The 16,473-nt window shown below is 60.2% G+C and carries 16 protein-coding genes; 13 read left to right on the top strand and 3 right to left on the bottom strand.

Features of this window, described 5'->3' with window-relative positions; genetic code table 11:
* Nucleotides 1–11: 11 nt before the first annotated feature.
* Nucleotides 12–575 carry a DinB family protein gene (locus NXC24_RS15725; RefSeq protein WP_104824153.1) on the top strand — a complete coding sequence of 188 codons (564 nt, stop codon included), beginning with the start codon at nt 12–14 and terminating at the stop codon, nt 573–575.
* Here the strand turns inward: NXC24_RS15725 and NXC24_RS15720 are convergent.
* From NXC24_RS15720 to NXC24_RS15710, 3 genes are read right to left on the bottom strand one after another with little or no spacing between them, the layout of a single operon-like run.
* The gene (locus NXC24_RS15720; RefSeq protein WP_104824152.1) at nt 544–1,470 is read right to left on the bottom strand and encodes an NAD(P)-dependent oxidoreductase; all 927 of its coding nucleotides are present in this window, start codon (nt 1,468–1,470) and stop codon (nt 544–546) included. The genes NXC24_RS15725 and NXC24_RS15720 overlap by 32 nt on opposite strands.
* Nucleotides 1,467–2,330, bottom strand: coding sequence for a glycosyltransferase (locus tag NXC24_RS15715; RefSeq protein ID WP_245463990.1), 864 nt, complete (start codon nt 2,328–2,330; stop codon nt 1,467–1,469). Before NXC24_RS15715 ends, NXC24_RS15720 begins: the two co-directional genes overlap by 4 nt.
* Nucleotides 2,330–3,550, bottom strand: a complete 1,221-nt coding sequence (locus NXC24_RS15710; protein ID WP_104824150.1) for an NAD-dependent epimerase/dehydratase family protein — start codon at nt 3,548–3,550, stop codon at nt 2,330–2,332. Before NXC24_RS15710 ends, NXC24_RS15715 begins: the two co-directional genes overlap by 1 nt.
* A gap of 137 nt (nt 3,551–3,687) precedes the next feature.
* Here NXC24_RS15710 and ybgC point away from each other — a divergent pair, with 137 nt between their 5' ends.
* From ybgC to glmM, 12 genes are all read left to right on the top strand, one after another.
* Nucleotides 3,688–4,143 carry a tol-pal system-associated acyl-CoA thioesterase gene (ybgC, locus tag NXC24_RS15705; RefSeq protein ID WP_104824149.1) on the top strand — a complete coding sequence of 152 codons (456 nt, stop codon included), beginning with the start codon at nt 3,688–3,690 and terminating at the stop codon, nt 4,141–4,143.
* Between the two features lie 424 nt (nt 4,144–4,567).
* The gene (gene tolQ, locus NXC24_RS15700) at nt 4,568–5,290 is read left to right on the top strand and encodes a protein TolQ (protein ID WP_104824148.1); all 723 of its coding nucleotides are present in this window, start codon (nt 4,568–4,570) and stop codon (nt 5,288–5,290) included.
* Between the two features lie 27 nt (nt 5,291–5,317).
* On the top strand, nt 5,318–5,776 hold the full coding sequence (tolR, locus tag NXC24_RS15695) for a protein TolR (protein ID WP_028754561.1): 459 nt from the start codon (nt 5,318–5,320) through the stop codon (nt 5,774–5,776).
* Nucleotides 5,777–5,785: 9 nt separating this feature from the next.
* Complete coding sequence (locus NXC24_RS15690; RefSeq protein ID WP_104824147.1) at nt 5,786–7,105, top strand: hypothetical protein; 1,320 nt, start codon at nt 5,786–5,788, stop codon at nt 7,103–7,105.
* Complete coding sequence (locus tag NXC24_RS15685) at nt 7,105–7,521, top strand: hypothetical protein (protein ID WP_104824146.1); 417 nt, start codon at nt 7,105–7,107, stop codon at nt 7,519–7,521. Before NXC24_RS15690 ends, NXC24_RS15685 begins: the two co-directional genes overlap by 1 nt.
* A 20-nt stretch (nt 7,522–7,541) precedes the next feature.
* Nucleotides 7,542–8,846: a Tol-Pal system beta propeller repeat protein TolB gene (gene tolB / locus NXC24_RS15680; protein ID WP_104824145.1), complete on the top strand. Its 1,305-nt coding sequence runs from the start codon at nt 7,542–7,544 to the stop codon at nt 8,844–8,846.
* A 270-nt stretch (nt 8,847–9,116) separates the two neighbouring features.
* A complete protein-coding gene (pal, locus tag NXC24_RS15675) occupies nt 9,117–9,650 on the top strand; it encodes a peptidoglycan-associated lipoprotein Pal (RefSeq protein ID WP_104824144.1) in 534 nt (177 codons plus the stop codon).
* Between the two features lie 160 nt (nt 9,651–9,810).
* On the top strand, nt 9,811–10,854 hold the full coding sequence (ybgF, locus tag NXC24_RS15670) for a tol-pal system protein YbgF (RefSeq protein WP_104824143.1): 1,044 nt from the start codon (nt 9,811–9,813) through the stop codon (nt 10,852–10,854).
* Nucleotides 10,855–10,859: 5 nt separating this feature from the next.
* Nucleotides 10,860–12,182, top strand: coding sequence for a tRNA lysidine(34) synthetase TilS (gene tilS / locus NXC24_RS15665; protein ID WP_104824142.1), 1,323 nt, complete (start codon nt 10,860–10,862; stop codon nt 12,180–12,182).
* Nucleotides 12,183–12,306: 124 nt separating this feature from the next.
* On the top strand, nt 12,307–14,250 hold the full coding sequence (gene ftsH / locus NXC24_RS15660; RefSeq protein ID WP_104824141.1) for an ATP-dependent zinc metalloprotease FtsH: 1,944 nt from the start codon (nt 12,307–12,309) through the stop codon (nt 14,248–14,250).
* A gap of 303 nt (nt 14,251–14,553) precedes the next feature.
* Entirely contained in the window at nt 14,554–14,778 is a 225-nt protein-coding gene (locus NXC24_RS35710) for a GDCCVxC domain-containing (seleno)protein (RefSeq protein ID WP_104824140.1), read from the top strand.
* 303 nt (nt 14,779–15,081) lie between these two features.
* Entirely contained in the window at nt 15,082–16,434 is a 1,353-nt protein-coding gene (gene glmM / locus NXC24_RS15650; RefSeq protein ID WP_104824139.1) for a phosphoglucosamine mutase, read from the top strand.
* Nucleotides 16,435–16,473 lie beyond the last annotated feature (39 nt).

Below are 16,473 nucleotides of genomic sequence, written 5' to 3'. Positions count from 1 at the left end.
GGGAGTGCAGCATGTCCGGTTTCGATCCGATCCGCGTGTTCCGCAAGCTCGCTTACAACAACGCCTTGGCGAATACTCGATTGCATCGGGCCTGTGCGGCGCTTCGGCCTGGTGAGTTCGAGGCCAGGCGGGTGAGTTTCTTTCCCTCGATCAAGTCGACCCTTAGTCACATCCTGACCGTCGACTGGTTTTATGTCGATGCGCTGGAGGGCGGCACGCTCGGTCTTAAAGCTTTCGACATCGAAGAGCCGTTCGATACGCTCGATGCTTTGACGGTGGAGCAAGGCAAAGTCGACCAGCGGCTCGTGGTTCTGTGTGAATATCTGAATCCCGAGGGGCTGGTGCGGGTGATCGACCTGCATCGCGGCGACCGCATCCAGAGGGAGCGAGCGGAAGACGTGCTGAGCCATCTTTTCCAGCATCAGACCCATCATCGCGGGCAGGTGCATGCCATGCTCGCCGGCAGCAGCGTCGCCCCGCCGCAACTGGATGAATTCATCGTTGCCGACGATGCGAGATTTCGGGGTGAGGACTTGGCGGCGCTTAGCTGGGACGAGATGATGTTGATGCGCTGAAACCCGCATGGCGCAGCGGCACCGCCAATCTGGCAACGGTCTCTTCCAGCAATCTCGCGCCACCGGCGCGCCAGCCGAGCGCGCGGATTTTCGATGTATCCATCGCGCTAACGACGCCCTGTGGCGCGGGTGCGGGCAGGGGGTTCGGACAGCCGGTTGCCCGCTGCAAATGCGCAAGGATATTGTGCGTATCGGTGAGAATATCCGAGAGGTTGAAAGCCTCGCCGCTGATGCGGCTGGTCTCGGTTTCCAAGAGCAGGCGGACGGCGCGGCCGAGGTCACGGCCGTGGACTTCGGTTCCGGCGCGGGACGGAACCGGCTTTCCCGCGAGGTAATCGGCGAAAAGATCATCCCATTTGTTCGGGCGGAGATCGCCGTAGACGCCCGTCGCTCTTAGGCTCGCCGTCAGGAAGCTGGGCGCGGACAAGGAGAAGAGGGCGTGTTCGGCATCGCGCTTCACTTCGCCATAGAGCGTGTTCGGCGTCGGGATGATGTCTTCCGTCAGCGTCTCGCCGGCCAGCCGATCACCATAGATGGCGCGCGACGAGAGAAAGATGCAGCGGCGGATGCCCGCGCGTTTTGCCGTCTCGAATAGCTTTATCGTGCCATCCCGATTGAGCCGGCGGAAGCTCTCGGGATCGTCGCCTTCGCCGCCGCGATATTTGCCGGGGACATGCGCGAAGGCCGCGTGCACGAAGAAATAGGCATCGTCGAAGACGTCGCTCTGATCTTCAGAAGGGTCGAGGCTAAATGGCACGAGGGTGACGGGCTGGGAGAAGAGGCTGGATTCCGGTGCGTTGCGGCCGCCGACGGCAACCTGATATCCAGCAGCAAGCAGCTCCTCGACGATATAGCGGCCGACGAGACCTGTCCCGCCCGAGACCAGAACTTTCATGCCGCCTCTTTCGGATTGGCGAATGCGGTGATGTCTGGCACGTCACGCCCGGCATGGAAATGGTGCCACAAATCGATCAGCGGTTTCAGTTGATCGGCCTTCGGGTGGTTCTTCTCCCAAGGCTTTTCATATTGGTAATGCAGGATCGAAATGCTGTTCCAGTCCCAAAGCGTGGGCATGGTGAACCATACATATTGCAGCATATTCATGAAGACCGGCAGGCCGTGCCAATCCGGGAAGAATGTCTCCAGAAAGGTTTGGTCGGTGCGCCGCCAGAAAACGTCGGGACGATCGAGCAGCTTCAGCATGTCCTTGAAGGTCGCGAGCGACGGCTTGGCGACGAAGACGCCGGAATTCATTCGATGAAAGTCCGCAAGGCTTTCATACACGTTGGGTGCGGCGGAAAATTCCGGATAGTCGAAGAGCCTGTCGACATTCTTCAGCACCAATGCATCCGCATCGATGAAGACACAGGTGTCATAGTCGATGAGCTGCCAGAGCCTGAGCTTGCAGAAATTATCGAGCGGCGAGTGGAAGGAAGGCTTACGACCCTTGGTGAAAGGAGCGTTGGCATGCAGATTGCCGCGCGCGTGGCGCTCGTTGAATTCGTCGGAGAGCGCCAGATGTTCCACCTCCACCAGCCGGCAGCCGAGCCCTTCCAGCGGCGCAAGATCCCTTTCGTCGACGCCTGCCGTGTGTAGAACCACCATATCGGCTCTGGTGCTGGTGCGCGAAATCGAATGCATCAATGCCAACGCGCCCATGGCGTAGTCGGCATTGGTGACGAGCGTGACGAAGGCTTGCCGCGCTTGCGGGGTGGAGCGCGGCCGTATCCCCTGCAGGATTTCGCTTCCGAACATCATGAGACCGACTTCAATCGCTTGCCTTCGGGATCGTGGTTGACCGTCGCCGCGAGATCCTTGGTCCAGGCGGAAACGGCCGGAACGCGCGAGCGATCGACGCGATAGGCATATTTCCTGGCGACATCGACGATTTCGCTCAGAAGACCCGCTTGCAGGGTGATCGGCGCTAGGCCGAGATCGAGGAACTTGTCGTTCTTGACGATCAGGTCGTTCTCAGGCGCTTCCTTTCGTGGGTTGGGCAGCCGGACGATTTCCGCACCGCTCAACTTGGCGATCATCTCGGCGAGATCGCGGACCCGATGCGTCTCCGTCATCTGGTTGAAGATCTCGACACGGGCATTGCGCGGCGGTGGGTTCTTCAACGCCAGCTCGATGCAGCGCACCGAATCCTGGATGTGAATGAAGGCGCGGGTCTGGCCGCCGGTGCCGTGCACGGTCAAGGGATAGCCGATCGCCGCCTGGATGAGGAAGCGGTTCAGTACTGTGCCGTAATCGCCGTCATAGTCGAAGCGGTTGATCAATTGTTCGTGACGGCGCGTCTGCTCCGTATGCGTGCCCCAGACGATGCCTTGATGCAGGTCGGTAATCCTGAGACCGTCGTTCTTGGCATAGAACTGGAAGAGGAGTTGATCCAGGCATTTGGTCATGTGGTAGATCGAACCCGGATTGGCCGGATAGAGAATATCCTGATTGACGGTCCGGCCATCGACGGTCTCGATGCCGACGGGCAGGTAGCCTTCCGGAATGGCGGCGCCGACCGTGGAATAGCCATAGACACCCATGGTGCCGAGATGGACGAGATGGGCGTCAAGGTTGAGTTCGACCAGCGCGTTCAGGAGATTATGCGTGGCGCTGACATTGTTGTTGACCGTGTAATTCTTGTGGCGGTCGCTCTTCATCGAATAGGGCGCGGCGCGCTGTTCGGCAAAGTGGACGATGGCGTCGGGGCGATGCTCGGCGAGCCACTTTTTCAGAAGCTCATAGTCTTTTGCGAGATCGATGAGGTGGAAGTGGATGCGGCGGCCGGTCTCCGCATGCCAGATGCGGGTGCGTTCCTGGATCGAATCCATCGGCGTCAGCGATTGCACACCGAGCTCCGTGTCGATCCAGCGGCGGGAGAGATTGTCGAGAATATGGATCTCATGACCGGCATCGGAGAGATGCAGCGAGGTTGGCCAACCAATGAAACCGTCGCCGCCCATAACCGCTATTTTCATGAGATCGTATCCTTCTGCGTCGATCGCTATCCGGCACCATTCCGGATAGTCAGTATTTATGACAATCGTTCAAAGCTTGCTTGATGGCAGAAGTTCGGCCAAAGAGGGTCCCCAGATTTTTTGGAGATGCGGCGACGATGAACAGCCCCTTTCTGATTGCCGGGGAACTGGAAGCCGGTAGCCACCGGCTGGTGCAGCGAGTCTATTATGAGGATACGGATTTTTCCGGCCTCGTCTATCATGCGCGCTACCTCCACTTCCTCGAACGCGGCCGCACGGACTATCTGCGCTGCCTCGGCGTGGAACAGCGCGAGCTCCTGAATGCCGACGAGGAGGGGCTGGTTTTTGTCGTTCACCGTATGGAGATCGACTTCAGGGGGCCGGCGCGAATGGACGACCTGTTGGTGATTCGCACAACGACCGAGAAGGCCGGTGGCGCCAAGATGGTGCTGTCCCAGGAAATCCGCCGCGGTGAGACGCTGCTGATCGCGGCCAAGGTCATTATCGCGGTAATCAACGCCAAGGGAAAACCGCGGCGGTTACCGGAAAAGCTGGCTGCGCAGATGCTGGTGGCGTCCGAGGCTGTGGTTTAGTGCCATAAGGGAGGCTGCTTAGAGCCAGCAGGCAGCCGTGTGTGGCGATGTCGGAGGCCTCGAAAAGTCTCCTTGCTAAAACTTGAGTTTTGTGTGAAGGAATTCCCGCGCGCAAGAACTGTTTTGTGCCTGCCGCCGGTTTCGTCCGGTCCGTTCTTTCCAGGAGACAGAATAACCTTCGTCACCGTCAAATCTTTCATGCTCCGACGCTAACATTCTTTTAACCATAATAGTGTCTTACTGCCGTTGTCGGAGTTTGTGCGGCGCACGCCTTCCTTTGACCAAATTTGACGGCAAGAAGGCAGTTGTAAGCTTGGAAGGCTTTGACCAGGGCGTTCAGCGGCGGCTGCCAAACATTTCTTGTGAGATCACTTTTAGCCGCCCGGTCTAGCGCCGGGCGTTTGGATTCGGGGATTTTGGATCAATGGAACAAGTAGCATTGGCAGCGGCCACCACACCGGACATCACCCTCTGGTCGCTTTTCATGCAGGCAGGCTTGGTGGTCAAGCTTGTCATGCTCGGACTGCTCGCGGCCTCCGTATGGACCTGGGCGATCGTCATCGACAAGTATCTGAGCTATGCCCGGGCCCGCCGGCAGTTCGATCATTTCGAGCAGGTCTTCTGGTCGGGCCAGTCGCTCGAGGAACTCTATCGCACGCTTTCGGAGCGTACCAATACGGGACTGGGCGCCATCTTCGTCGCCGCCATGCGCGAATGGAAGAAGTCGTTCGAGCGCGGCGCGCGTTCGCCGATCGGCCTGCAGATGCGTATCGATCGCGCCATGGACGTGACGTTGGCGCGTGAATCGGAACATCTGGTCGCCCGCCTCGGATCGCTTGCGACCATCGGTTCGGCCGGCCCGTTCATCGGTCTCTTCGGCACCGTCGTCGGTATCATGACCTCGTTCCAGGCGATCGCCGGTTCGAAGTCGACCAATCTCGCGGTCGTCGCCCCCGGTATCGCAGAAGCCTTGCTCGCGACCGCGATCGGCCTCGTCGCCGCTATTCCCGCAGTTATCGCCTACAACAAGTTCTCGGCCGACGCCGGCAAGCTCTCGGCGCGCATGGAAGGCTTCGCGGACGAATTCTCCGCCATCCTGTCGCGCCAGATCGATGAGAAGCTGCAGCCGCGCCAGGCTGCGCAGTAAATCGCAGACGGAACCGGAGTAAATCACATGGCAATGTCTGTTGGAGGCAAGGGTGGCGGCGGTGGCCGCCGGGGCGGGCGTCGCGGCGGTGGCCGAGGCGGTCCGATCGCCGATATCAACGTGACGCCGCTGGTCGACGTCATGCTCGTGCTGCTGATCATCTTCATGGTGGCCGCGCCGATGATGACATCCGGCGTGCCGATCGACCTGCCGCAAACGCAGGCCGGCGCATTGAACGCCCAGACCCAGCCGATCACCATTTCCATCAAGCAGGACGGCCAGGTCTTCCTGCAGGAAACGCAGATCGAAGCGGCCGACATTGCCGCCAAGCTGAAGGCGATCGCCACCACCGGCTACAATGAACGCATTTTCGTACGCGGCGACGGAAAAGCGCCCTATGGCGTCATCGCCGACGTCATGTCGCGCATCCAGGAGGCCGGCTACAAGAATATCGGCCTGGTTACGCAGCAGATAACGGACCATTGACGGATCGACATGAAGCGCAGCATCGCCACATCTGCCGTCATTCACATCTTGGTGCTGATCGGCGCCATGCTGACGCTGAGTGCGCCTGCGCCTCTGGAGACGCCGGAGAGCACGGCGATGGACGTCGATATCGTCCCCGCCGATCAGCTTCAGCAGGGTGAGAAGCATGCGCCGGTGACGGATCATGCGGCGCCGAAGCAGACCAAGAAGCAGACCCAGGTCGCGAACGCGCAGAATGCCGGCGAAAACGATATCGACCTGAAGAACCCGGCCGTGCCGACGCAGCGTCCGCAAGATGAGAACGCCGCCCTCGCGCCGAAGAAGACCGACGTTCCGGTGCCGCAGAACGATCCGCGGCCGAACGATGTCAAGACGATCGAGCAGCAGGATACAGAGGCTGCGCCGAAGGAAGTGGCTGCTGTTCCGCAGCAGAAGCCGGATGTGACCCCCACACCGACACCGACGCCCACCCCCACGCCACAGAAGACGGAGCCGACGCCGCAGAAGAGCGAGGTCACGCCTGCGCCAACACCCACGCCGACCCCGACACCGACTCCGCAAAAGGCTGATCCGAAGCCGGTGACCGAAAACCCGACCGAGGAGGCTGCGCAGCCGCCGGCGGACAAGGTTCCTGTTCCGGACGTGAAGCCGCAGCCAGTCCAGCCGCCGAAGACTGCCGAGGCGAAGCCCGACCCGAAGCCGGAGCAAAAGCCTGTGGTGAAGCCACAACAGGTGGCGGAAGCCAAACCAACAGCCAAGCCAACGGACAAGACGACCACTCAAAGCACGAGCAAGAACACCTCGACCGATAACGGGCAGGGCGACAGCGACAAGAAGCGCGAGACGGCAAAAGGCTCGAATGCCGGTCTGGATAATGGCCTCGCCGATGAGATCAACAAGGTGCTCAATAACACCTCGTCCGGCGGCGGTGCCAAGCGCTCGGCGAAGTCAACTTCTGCGGGTGCACAGACCAATGTCGCCTCGACCGGTGGCATGAAGTCGCTGAGTAGCGGCAAGCTCAGCCAGAGCCAACAGGACGGCCTGCGCGACCTGATCGCCAAGAACTGGAATATCATTCCTGGCCTGGAAGGCGCGGGCGATGTGAAGATCAAAGTGCATTTCAAGCTCGACAAGTCCGGCCAGATCGTCGGTGAACCGGAAGTCTCCGCGAGCGGCGGACCGGCGTCGACACAGGCTGCCTTGCAGGGCGGCGCCGTTCGCGCGGTGTTGCGGTCGCAGGTGGATTTCATGAAGATCCTGCCGCCGGACAAATACGACGATTGGCAAGAAGTTGTCGTCAACTTCAGCGCAGCGGACCTGGGGCTGTGATGGTGAGCATAGCCAATATGAATCGATGTCGTTTCGCTTTCGTTTCCTTATTGGTCTCGCTCGCGGCCACGCTCTCCACATCGGCTGAAGCTAAGCACTTGATGCCCCAGTCGGATCAAGCTGCAGAGGCCGAGATAGAGAATCGCATCGCTAGCAACTGGTCCATGGTGCCCGGTTTGGATGGGGCGGATAAGGTTCGAGCGAAGGTACGCATAAAGGTAGGTCAGTCGGGCAAAATTATTGGTGAACCAAAGATCACCATGATTGGCGGACCCGCTGCCACGCGCACGGCAATTGCCGCGAGCATCTATAGAGCAATTCTAAGATCAGTTCCGTTCAAAGATCTCCCAATGAATAAAAATGACGCCTGGAGAGAAGTAGTCATTGACTTCAAAGCCGACGACTTCGGGCATTAATGCTGAAAGGCTTGATACATATGATCAGAAAATCCCTCGTTCGTCTCCTGCTGGTGCTGGCAGCCTTGACGGCAGCCCTCGCCACTCCGGCTTATGCTGTGGTCGAGATCAACATCAACAAGGGCAACGTCCAGCCGATGCCGATCGCCATCACCGACCTTCTGTCGAATGATGGCCTGGGCGCACAGATTTCGGGCGTCATTGCTGCCGACCTGCAGCGCTCCGGCCTGTTTGCGCCTGTCAACAAGCAGGCCTTCATCGAGAAGATCAGCAATCCGGATGCCACGCCGCGCTTCCAGGACTGGACGGCGATCAACGCTCAGGCGCTGGTAACCGGCCGAGTGACGCAAGAGGGCGGTCGCCTTCGCGCCGAGTTCCGCCTGTGGGACACCTATGGCAGCCAGCAGATGATCGGCCAGCAGTTCTATGCGCAGCCGGACAACTGGCGTCGCGTCGCCCACATCATTGCTGACGCGATCTATGAAAAGATCACCGGCGAGAAGGGCTATTTCGACACCCGCGTCGTTTTCGTTGCCGAGAGCGGCCCAAAGACGGCCCGCAAGACGCAGCTCGGCATCATGGACCAGGACGGCTTCAATGCCCGCATGCTGACCGACGGCAGCGACCTCGTGCTGACGCCGCGCTTCTCGCCGAACCGGCAGGAAGTCACTTACATGTCCTTCGCCAACCAGCAGCCGCGCGTCTATCTGCTGCAACTGCAGACGGGCCAGCGTGAACTGGTGGGCAACTTCCCGGGCATGACGTTTTCGCCGCGCTTCTCGCCGGATGGCCAGCGGGTGATCATGAGCCTGCAGCAGGAAGGCAATGCCAACATCTATACGATGGACCTGCGCTCGCGCACCACGACCCGCCTGACCTCGACGGCCGCCATCGACACATCGCCCTCCTATTCGCCTGATGGCACGCAGATCGCCTTCGAAAGCGACCGCGGCGGCAAGCAGCAGATCTATGTGATGAATGCGGATGGCTCCAACCAGCACCGCATCTCCTTCGGCGACGGCTCCTATTCGACACCGGTGTGGTCGCCGCGCGGCGATCTCATCGCCTTCACCAAGCAGTCTGGTCAGACATTCTCGATCGGCGTCATGAAGACGGATGGTTCGGGCGAGCGGCTGCTGACCACGGGCTTCCACAATGAAGGCCCGACCTGGGCGCCGAACGGACGCGTCATCATGTTCTTCCGCGAACCGCAGGGCTCCAGTGGCCCGCAGCTCTATTCGATCGATCTGACGGGCTACAACGAGCAGAAGATTCCGACCCCGGGCTTCGCTTCCGACCCGGCTTGGTCGCCGCTCCTCGAATAGGGGTGGGCCAGGCATGGTCGCAAACCGACGCTTCACGCAGTCAAAAGTGCGAAGCGATATCGAGTAAGATCATGCAAGAAAACAGCTTGAGCGGGCGGCGGCTCGAAAAGTCGCTGATCCGGTCGAGCGTCACTTTGTCGCCGCAAAGTCCTGTGAGTGGACCACTTCGGGACAACTTTAGGACATCATTAACCATATTTGTTGGAATCGGATTAACCGAACCCGGTTACAGTCTGGCAACCCTGATAGAGACTTAAGGAGAGACCGGCAATGAGCCGCATCGCAACCCCGGCCGTTGGCCATATGCAGAACCTCGCCCGCAACCCGATCATGATCGCGCTTTTCGTCGGCCTTTCGCTTGCCGGCTGCGCCTCCAAGAAGGGCTTGCCGAACGATGCAAACGGCCTTGGCCTCAATGGCGCCGGCAATGCCGCTCCGGGTTCGCCGCAGGATTTCACGGTCAACGTTGGCGATCGCATCTTCTTCGATACCGATAGCTCGTCGATTCGCGCCGACGCTTCCCAGACGCTCGACCGTCAGGCTCAGTGGCTCGCTCGTTATCCGAACTACGCAATCACCGTCGAAGGCCACGCCGACGAACGCGGCACGCGCGAATACAACCTGGCTCTCGGCGCCCGTCGTGCTGCCGCCACCAAGGACTACCTCGCTTCGCGCGGCGTTCCGGCTCAGCGCATGAAGACGATTTCCTACGGTAAGGAACGCCCGGTCGCGACCTGCGACGATATTTCCTGCTGGTCGCAGAACCGTCGTGCCGTCACCGTGCTCAACGGCGCCGGCTCCTGATAGGCCGAAATTCCGGCTGAAATGCACAAAGGCGGTCCGCGTGGCCGCCTTTACTTTTTTGACCACACTTTGGCCGAACTCCGTTGCTTTTTGAGATTAATTGTAAAAATCTCCTGTTCGCGCCCTGGGGCGCGAAGAATCAATGGGCAGGATGATCCGTATGAGAAAACTTGTCGTGGCGAGCTTACTTTGTCTCGCCGCCGTCGCCGGTAGTGAGCGTGACGCCTCTGCCTTGTCGCTTTTCGGACTTCACTTAGGTGGCCGCAGTGCACCGGAACAGGCCGTTCCGAACAATGCGGCTCCCCAGAGGCAGTTCGGGCAGGCACCCGTCATCAACGTTCAAAACAGCGATGCCGAAGTCCGTTTGCAGCAGCTTGAAGACCAGATGCGCCAATTGAACGGCCGCGTCGAAGAGATGAGCTATCAGTTGCTGCAGATGCAGGAGCAGATCCGCAAGACGCAAGAGGACAATGAATTCCGCTTCCAGCAGCTTGAAAAGCGTGGCGGTGGGGGCACTGGCGGTGCGGCTGGGACTGGCGGCGGCGCGGCCCCGATGAAGAAGAGCGAAGCGGATGCCCCGGCGCAGGGCGCAGGCGGCGGTCAGCAACAGGACGACATTGCCGGTGTAATCAGCGATTCGCAAGGTGGCGACGCGCCGAATACGGCGCAACAGGGCGGCGGTTCTGGCAAGCCGCCGACGCAGCTCGGCTCGATCCAGTTCGATCAGAGCGGCAAGCAGGTCGGCGCAACGGCGACGCGCGCCAACAACGGTTCGGGTGCTGCGCCGGCCGCCGGCTCAGGCACGCAGACGGCCTCGCTCGGCAGCGAAAACGATCAGTATAAATCGGCCTATGGCCACGTCCTGTCCGGCGACTACAGTGTCGCCGAACAGGAGTTCCGTCAGTATATCGACAGCTACCCGAATAGCGCCCGGGCGCCCGATGCCAACTTCTGGCTTGGCGAAGCGCTTTATTCGCAAGGCAAATATAATGATGCGGCCAAGACTTTCCTGAATGCGCATCAGAAATACGGCACCTCCGAAAAGGCACCGGAAATGCTGTTAAAGCTTGGCATGTCGCTCGCTGCCCTCGATAACAAGGATACGGCCTGCGCAACGCTGCGCGAAGTGACCAAACGCTATCCGAAGGCTTCGAAGGCGGTTACCAACAAGGTAGCCAGCGAACAAAAGCGTCTTGCCTGCTGATTGCGATGTCCGGTGACGCTGTGACTGCTGCTGCCACAGCCCAGATGCCAGATGCCGCAGCGGCCGATTTTATTCATTCCCTTTTCAAGCCTGCCCATATTCTAGTCGCCATTTCCGGCGGCAGCGATTCCACCGGCCTGCTGGTTGCCCTTTCCGAACAGTTGAAGTCCTTCCCGGATTCAAACATCACCCTTTCCGCCGCCACGATTGATCATGGTTTGCGGTCGGAGTCTGCCGATGAAGCAAGCGATGTCGCCGCTCTCCGTGCATCGCTTGGCGTGCCCCACATCATTCGTCGCTGGGAGGGCGAGAAGCCGAAGAGCGGTATCATGGCTGCAGCCCGCGAGGCGCGCTATGGGCTGCTTGCCGATATTGCGGCGGATATTTCTGCCAACGTGGTCGTTACCGCGCATACGCTCGATGACCAGCGCGAGACCTTGGCCATGCGCGCGGAACGTTTAAGCGAAGGTGAGGGCGTTGCCGGCACCGGCATTGCCGACGCCATGCTCTTCGATCGGCGCCTCTGGATCGTCAGGCCGTTTCTCGCCTGCCGGCGGGCCGATATCCGCGCCTATCTCACGCGGCGGGGCATGTCCTGGTTGGATGATCCGAGCAATGAGGATGTCCGCTATGAGCGCGTACGCATGCGCAAACGCCTGGCGGAGGATGTCGTGCCGCTCTCTGTGCTTGATGATGGCGCGGCTCGCGCGGCGCTCTCGAAGGAAGCCGCCGCCTGGCTGGATAGATATGTGACTGTTCATGCGAGCGTGCTTTGCGTCGTCAGCCGCGATGCGCTGGCCGCCGATGAGGTCGTGCTCTCCTATGCGCTCTCCTATCTCGCCGCCGCATTCGGCGGTGAGCCCTATGGTCCGGGCCGCGAGCGGATGCGTCGTATCCTGGATTTCATCGGCGAGGGGAAGCCGGGGCGGCGCACGGCGGGCGGCGTCGTCTTCGACCTGCGCCGGGACGGGCTTTATCTCATGCGCGAAAGCCGCGACATCCAGCCGCTTGTGCTTGCGCCGGGAGCCGATGGCATATGGGACGGCCGCTTCCGGATCGTCAATCACGATCCGGCCACTATCCGCATCGAAGCGGCGGGGGAGAGGGGTGCGGCGGAGTTTCCGGAGAGGCTGCCGAAGGGCGCTGTGCAGCGTGCTCGGGCCGTGTTGCCACGGGTGACCGCCGGCGCTGGCCGGAGCACCGTGTCGGCCACAATTACACCCCATCTTGCGCCTTTCGACCGCTTTTTGACACGATTCGATCTCACATTTGCGGATCGGTTGGCGACTTGCTTTGGCCGTGAACCCTATACTCGGCCGCCACTTTGAGAGTTATTGACGGAAAAAACATGTGGCGATGCGGTTTGCCTTGGCAAGGGCTTGGCGCAACCCTATGTTAGGGATCAAGTAATGCCGCCGCTCAGCGGCGGAAGTTTCAGTGCTGGGGAGTTCGATGAACCCTAATTTTCGTAATTTCGCTCTGTGGGCAATCATAGCTTTGCTGCTGATTGCTCTGTTCAGTATGTTCCAGAACGCGCCGGCACAAACAGGCTCCAGGGAAATTCCGTATTCGCAGTTCCTTCGGGAAGTTGATTCAGGCCGCGTCCGTGACGTCACCGTCACTGGCAATCGCGTGGTCGGCAGCTATGTCGAAAACGGTACAACCTTCCAGACCTATGCCCCGGTCGTGGACGACAGCCTGCTTGATCGCCTGCAAAGCAAGAACGTCAACATTGTCGGCCGTCCGGAATCGGATGGCTCCTCGAGCTTCCTGAGCTATCTCGGCACGCTGTTGCCGATGCTCCTGATCCTCGGTGTCTGGCTGTTCTTCATGCGGCAGATGCAGGGTGGCTCGCGCGGTGCAATGGGCTTCGGCAAATCCAAGGCAAAGCTTTTGACGGAGGCGCATGGTCGCGTCACCTTCGATGATGTCGCCGGTGTCGACGAAGCCAAGCAGGATCTTGAAGAAATCGTGGAATTCCTGCGCGATCCGCAGAAGTTCCAGCGTCTGGGTGGCCGTATTCCGCGCGGCGTTCTGCTTGTCGGCCCTCCCGGCACGGGTAAGACGCTTCTGGCGCGCGCCATTGCCGGCGAGGCCAATGTGCCGTTCTTCACCATTTCCGGTTCCGACTTCGTTGAAATGTTCGTCGGCGTCGGCGCAAGCCGCGTCCGCGACATGTTCGAACAGGCGAAGAAGAATGCGCCCTGCATCATCTTCATCGACGAAATCGACGCCGTTGGCCGCCATCGTGGCGCCGGTCTCGGCGGCGGTAACGACGAACGCGAGCAGACGCTGAACCAGTTGCTGGTCGAAATGGACGGTTTCGAAGCCAATGAGGGCATCATCCTCATCGCCGCTACCAACCGCCCCGACGTTCTCGATCCGGCGCTGCTGCGTCCCGGCCGCTTCGACCGCCAGGTCGTTGTGCCGAACCCGGACATTGTCGGCCGTGAACGTATCCTGAAGGTACACGCCCGCAACGTTCCGCTGGCTCCGAACGTCGATCTGAAGACGCTTGCCCGCGGCACGCCCGGCTTCTCCGGTGCCGACCTGATGAACCTCGTCAACGAAGCCGCCCTGATGGCCGCCCGCCGCAACAAGCGCCTGGTCACTATGCAGGAATTCGAAGACGCCAAGGACAAGATCATGATGGGCGCCGAGCGCCGCTCTTCGGCGATGACCGAGGCGGAAAAGAAGCTTACGGCCTATCACGAAGCCGGCCATGCGATTACGGCGCTCAATGTCGCGATTGCCGATCCGCTGCACAAGGCGACCATCATTCCGCGCGGTCGTGCGCTCGGCATGGTCATGCAGCTTCCCGAGGGCGACCGCTACTCGATGAGCTACAAGTGGATGGTGTCGCGCCTCTGCATCATGATGGGCGGCCGCGTTGCAGAAGAGCTGACCTTCGGCAAGGAGAATATCACCTCCGGCGCGTCCTCGGACATCGAGCAGGCGACCAAGCTTGCCCGCGCCATGGTCACGCAATGGGGCTTCTCCGATGAGCTCGGCCAGGTTGCCTATGGTGAAAACCAGCAGGAGGTTTTCCTCGGCCACTCCGTTTCGCAATCGAAGAATGTCTCCGAGGCGACCGCTCAGAAGATCGACAACGAAGTGCGCCGCCTGATCGACCAGGCTTACAAACAGGCTATGGACATCATCACCACCAAGCACGACGAGTTCGTGGCACTGGCCGAAGGCCTGCTCGAATACGAAACGCTGACCGGCGAAGAGATCAAGGCGCTCATTCGCGGCGAAAAGCCCGCCCGCGATCTCGGTGACGATACGCCTCCGAGTCGCGGCTCGGCGGTCCCGAAGACCGGTGCAAAGAAGGACGGCCCGCTTGGCACCAAGGGCGATGAGCCCGAGGGCGGTTTCGAACCGCAGCCACGCTGACGCACAGAGCCGATTGAACATGTAGACGAAGAGGCCAGTTCCTTTTTTAACAGGGAGCTGGCCTTTTTCTTGATAGCCGGGGTGACGAACGGAGACGGTTCGATACCGGTGATGACCCGAACGTCGAAATTCAAGCGGGAAAGCGGGTTGCTGGGTGTGACTCGAGGTGTCGACAGCGAACAGCGCATCGCCCTGCCTGCATTCATGTCGCGGAGGCATCGATGCTGAGCGTGCGCCAGGTGTGTAACCCGTACCCTGGCGGTCTCATCACTGGTGTTGTCCTAATGACGATTGGATATCTTTATGCGTGAAGTATCCGTGATCCTCAGCTCAACGATTACCTGTCCAATCTGCGGCTTCAAAGCGTCAGAAACAATGCCAACTGACGCGTGCCAATATTTCTACGAGTGCAAAAGCTGCAGTGCCGTTCTTCGACCGAGGGCGGGCGATTGTTGCGTGTTCTGTTCGTTTGGAACAGTTCCTTGCCCGCCTGTTCAGGCTCAAGGCAAACAGGGCCGTTGCTGTTGATCGGTGTGACGTCGGGCTGCCAGTGCGGTTCAGTCGTCTGGCTTCCAACCGCTGCCGTCCCAACGGCCACCCGATTTACGCCGATAGACTAGGAGGCCGGTCTGTTTCAGTGGAGAACTGACCTTTTTTAGTGCTTATTAACAGTAACGCGTTGTAATACGTTTTCTTGGTAATTTAAGTGCCGAGGTTTGCAATCTATGGCATGAGCCTCAAGCATCGATGTTCGCGCCGCCCATGGAATTCCGGGGAGGAGAACGGGATGCCGCAGTCCCTCAAAGGGACGCTGCAATCACGGGAGTGCATATGAAACGTCGCTATTTCGGAACGGACGGAATCCGCGGACAATCCAATATCTATCCGATGACGCCGGATCTCGCCATGCGCGTGGGTATCGCCGCCGGCACGATTTTCCATCGGGGCAGTCATCGCCATCGAGTGGTCATCGGCAAGGATACGCGTCTCTCCGGCTACATGCTGGAAAACGCCATGGTGGCGGGTTTCACCGCAGCCGGTGTCGACGCCTTCGTTCTCGGTCCGATTCCGACGCCTGCCGTCGCCATGCTGACGCGGTCACTGCGCGCCGATATCGGTGTGATGATCTCTGCTTCGCACAATCCTTACGAAGACAACGGCATCAAGCTTTTCGGCCCCGATGGCTACAAGCTGTCCGACGATCTCGAAACGAAGATCGAGGATCTGCTGGAAAAGGACATGACGGCGCATCTCGCCAAGTCGGAAAACATCGGCCGCGCCAAACGCGTCGACGGCGTGCATGACCGTTATATCGAGCATGCCAAGCGCACGCTACCGCGCGATGTGACGCTGCAGGGCCTGCGCATCGCCATTGATTGCGCCAATGGCGCCGCCTACAAGGTCGCGCCCGCCGTACTGTGGGAACTCGGCGCCGATGTCGTTACCATCGGTAACGAGCCGAACGGCACCAATATCAATCTCAATTGCGGCTCCACCAGCCCGGTCGCGCTGCAGAAGAAGGTGGACGAAGTGCGTGCCGATATCGGCATCGCGCTTGATGGCGACGCCGATCGCGTCATCATCGTCGACGAAACCGGCACGATTGTTGACGGTGACCAACTGATGGCCGTCATCGCCGAGAGCTGGGCCGAGAGCCAGTTGCTGCGCGGCAATGGCATCGTCGCGACCGTCATGTCTAATCTCGGTCTGGAACGCTTCCTGGAAGACAAGGGCATGGCGCTTGCCCGCACCGCGGTCGGCGACCGTTATGTCGTCGAGCATATGCGCCAGCACAATTACAATGTCGGCGGCGAGCAGTCCGGCCATATCGTGCTCTCCGACTATGGCACGACCGGCGATGGCCTTGTGGCGGCGTTGCAGATCCTGGCTGCGGTCAAGCGCACCGGCAAGCCGGTCAGCGAAGTCTGCCGCCGCTTCGAACCGGTGCCGCAGCTTCTGCGCAATGTCCGCATTTCCGGCGGCAAGCCGCTGGAAGACATGCAGGTGCGCAAGGCGATCGCCGATGCCGAAAGTGAGCTTGCCCGCAACGGCCGCCTCGTTATCCGCCCCTCCGGCACCGAGCCGCTGATCCGCGTCATGGCGGAAGGCGACGACCGTGGTCAGATCGAGCGCATCGTCGGCGGTCTGATCGATGTGATCTCGAGCGTTCGCAACGCTGCCTGATTAAGCTGTCGGTTATTCAGATATCGGCAAGAAATCCGC

Origin of the sequence: Rhizobium sp. NXC24 (genome assembly GCF_002944315.1) — a bacterium.
Classification (GTDB): domain Bacteria; phylum Pseudomonadota; class Alphaproteobacteria; order Rhizobiales; family Rhizobiaceae; genus Rhizobium.
This window is presented reverse-complemented; position numbering and strand designations above follow the sequence as displayed.

Bases quoted from the DNA above. Each gene is read 5' to 3' on its own strand.
- NXC24_RS15725 (WP_104824153.1), top strand. From the start codon at position 12: ATGTCCGGTTTCGATCCGATCCGCGTGTTCCGCAAGCTCGCTTACAAC.
- NXC24_RS15720 (WP_104824152.1), bottom strand. From the start codon at position 1,470: ATGAAAGTTCTGGTCTCGGGCGGGACAGGTCTCGTCGGCCGCTATATC.
- NXC24_RS15715 (WP_245463990.1), bottom strand. From the start codon at position 2,330: ATGTTCGGAAGCGAAATCCTGCAGGGGATACGGCCGCGCTCCACCCCG.
- NXC24_RS15710 (WP_104824150.1), bottom strand. From the start codon at position 3,550: ATGAAAATAGCGGTTATGGGCGGCGACGGTTTCATTGGTTGGCCAACC.
- ybgC (WP_104824149.1), top strand. From the start codon at position 3,688: ATGAACAGCCCCTTTCTGATTGCCGGGGAACTGGAAGCCGGTAGCCAC.
- tolQ (WP_104824148.1), top strand. From the start codon at position 4,568: ATGGAACAAGTAGCATTGGCAGCGGCCACCACACCGGACATCACCCTC.
- tolR (WP_028754561.1), top strand. From the start codon at position 5,318: ATGGCAATGTCTGTTGGAGGCAAGGGTGGCGGCGGTGGCCGCCGGGGC.
- NXC24_RS15690 (WP_104824147.1), top strand. From the start codon at position 5,786: ATGAAGCGCAGCATCGCCACATCTGCCGTCATTCACATCTTGGTGCTG.
- NXC24_RS15685 (WP_104824146.1), top strand. From the start codon at position 7,105: ATGGTGAGCATAGCCAATATGAATCGATGTCGTTTCGCTTTCGTTTCC.
- tolB (WP_104824145.1), top strand. From the start codon at position 7,542: ATGATCAGAAAATCCCTCGTTCGTCTCCTGCTGGTGCTGGCAGCCTTG.
- pal (WP_104824144.1), top strand. From the start codon at position 9,117: ATGAGCCGCATCGCAACCCCGGCCGTTGGCCATATGCAGAACCTCGCC.
- ybgF (WP_104824143.1), top strand. From the start codon at position 9,811: ATGAGAAAACTTGTCGTGGCGAGCTTACTTTGTCTCGCCGCCGTCGCC.
- tilS (WP_104824142.1), top strand. From the start codon at position 10,860: ATGTCCGGTGACGCTGTGACTGCTGCTGCCACAGCCCAGATGCCAGAT.
- ftsH (WP_104824141.1), top strand. From the start codon at position 12,307: ATGAACCCTAATTTTCGTAATTTCGCTCTGTGGGCAATCATAGCTTTG.
- NXC24_RS35710 (WP_104824140.1), top strand. From the start codon at position 14,554: ATGCGTGAAGTATCCGTGATCCTCAGCTCAACGATTACCTGTCCAATC.
- glmM (WP_104824139.1), top strand. From the start codon at position 15,082: ATGAAACGTCGCTATTTCGGAACGGACGGAATCCGCGGACAATCCAAT.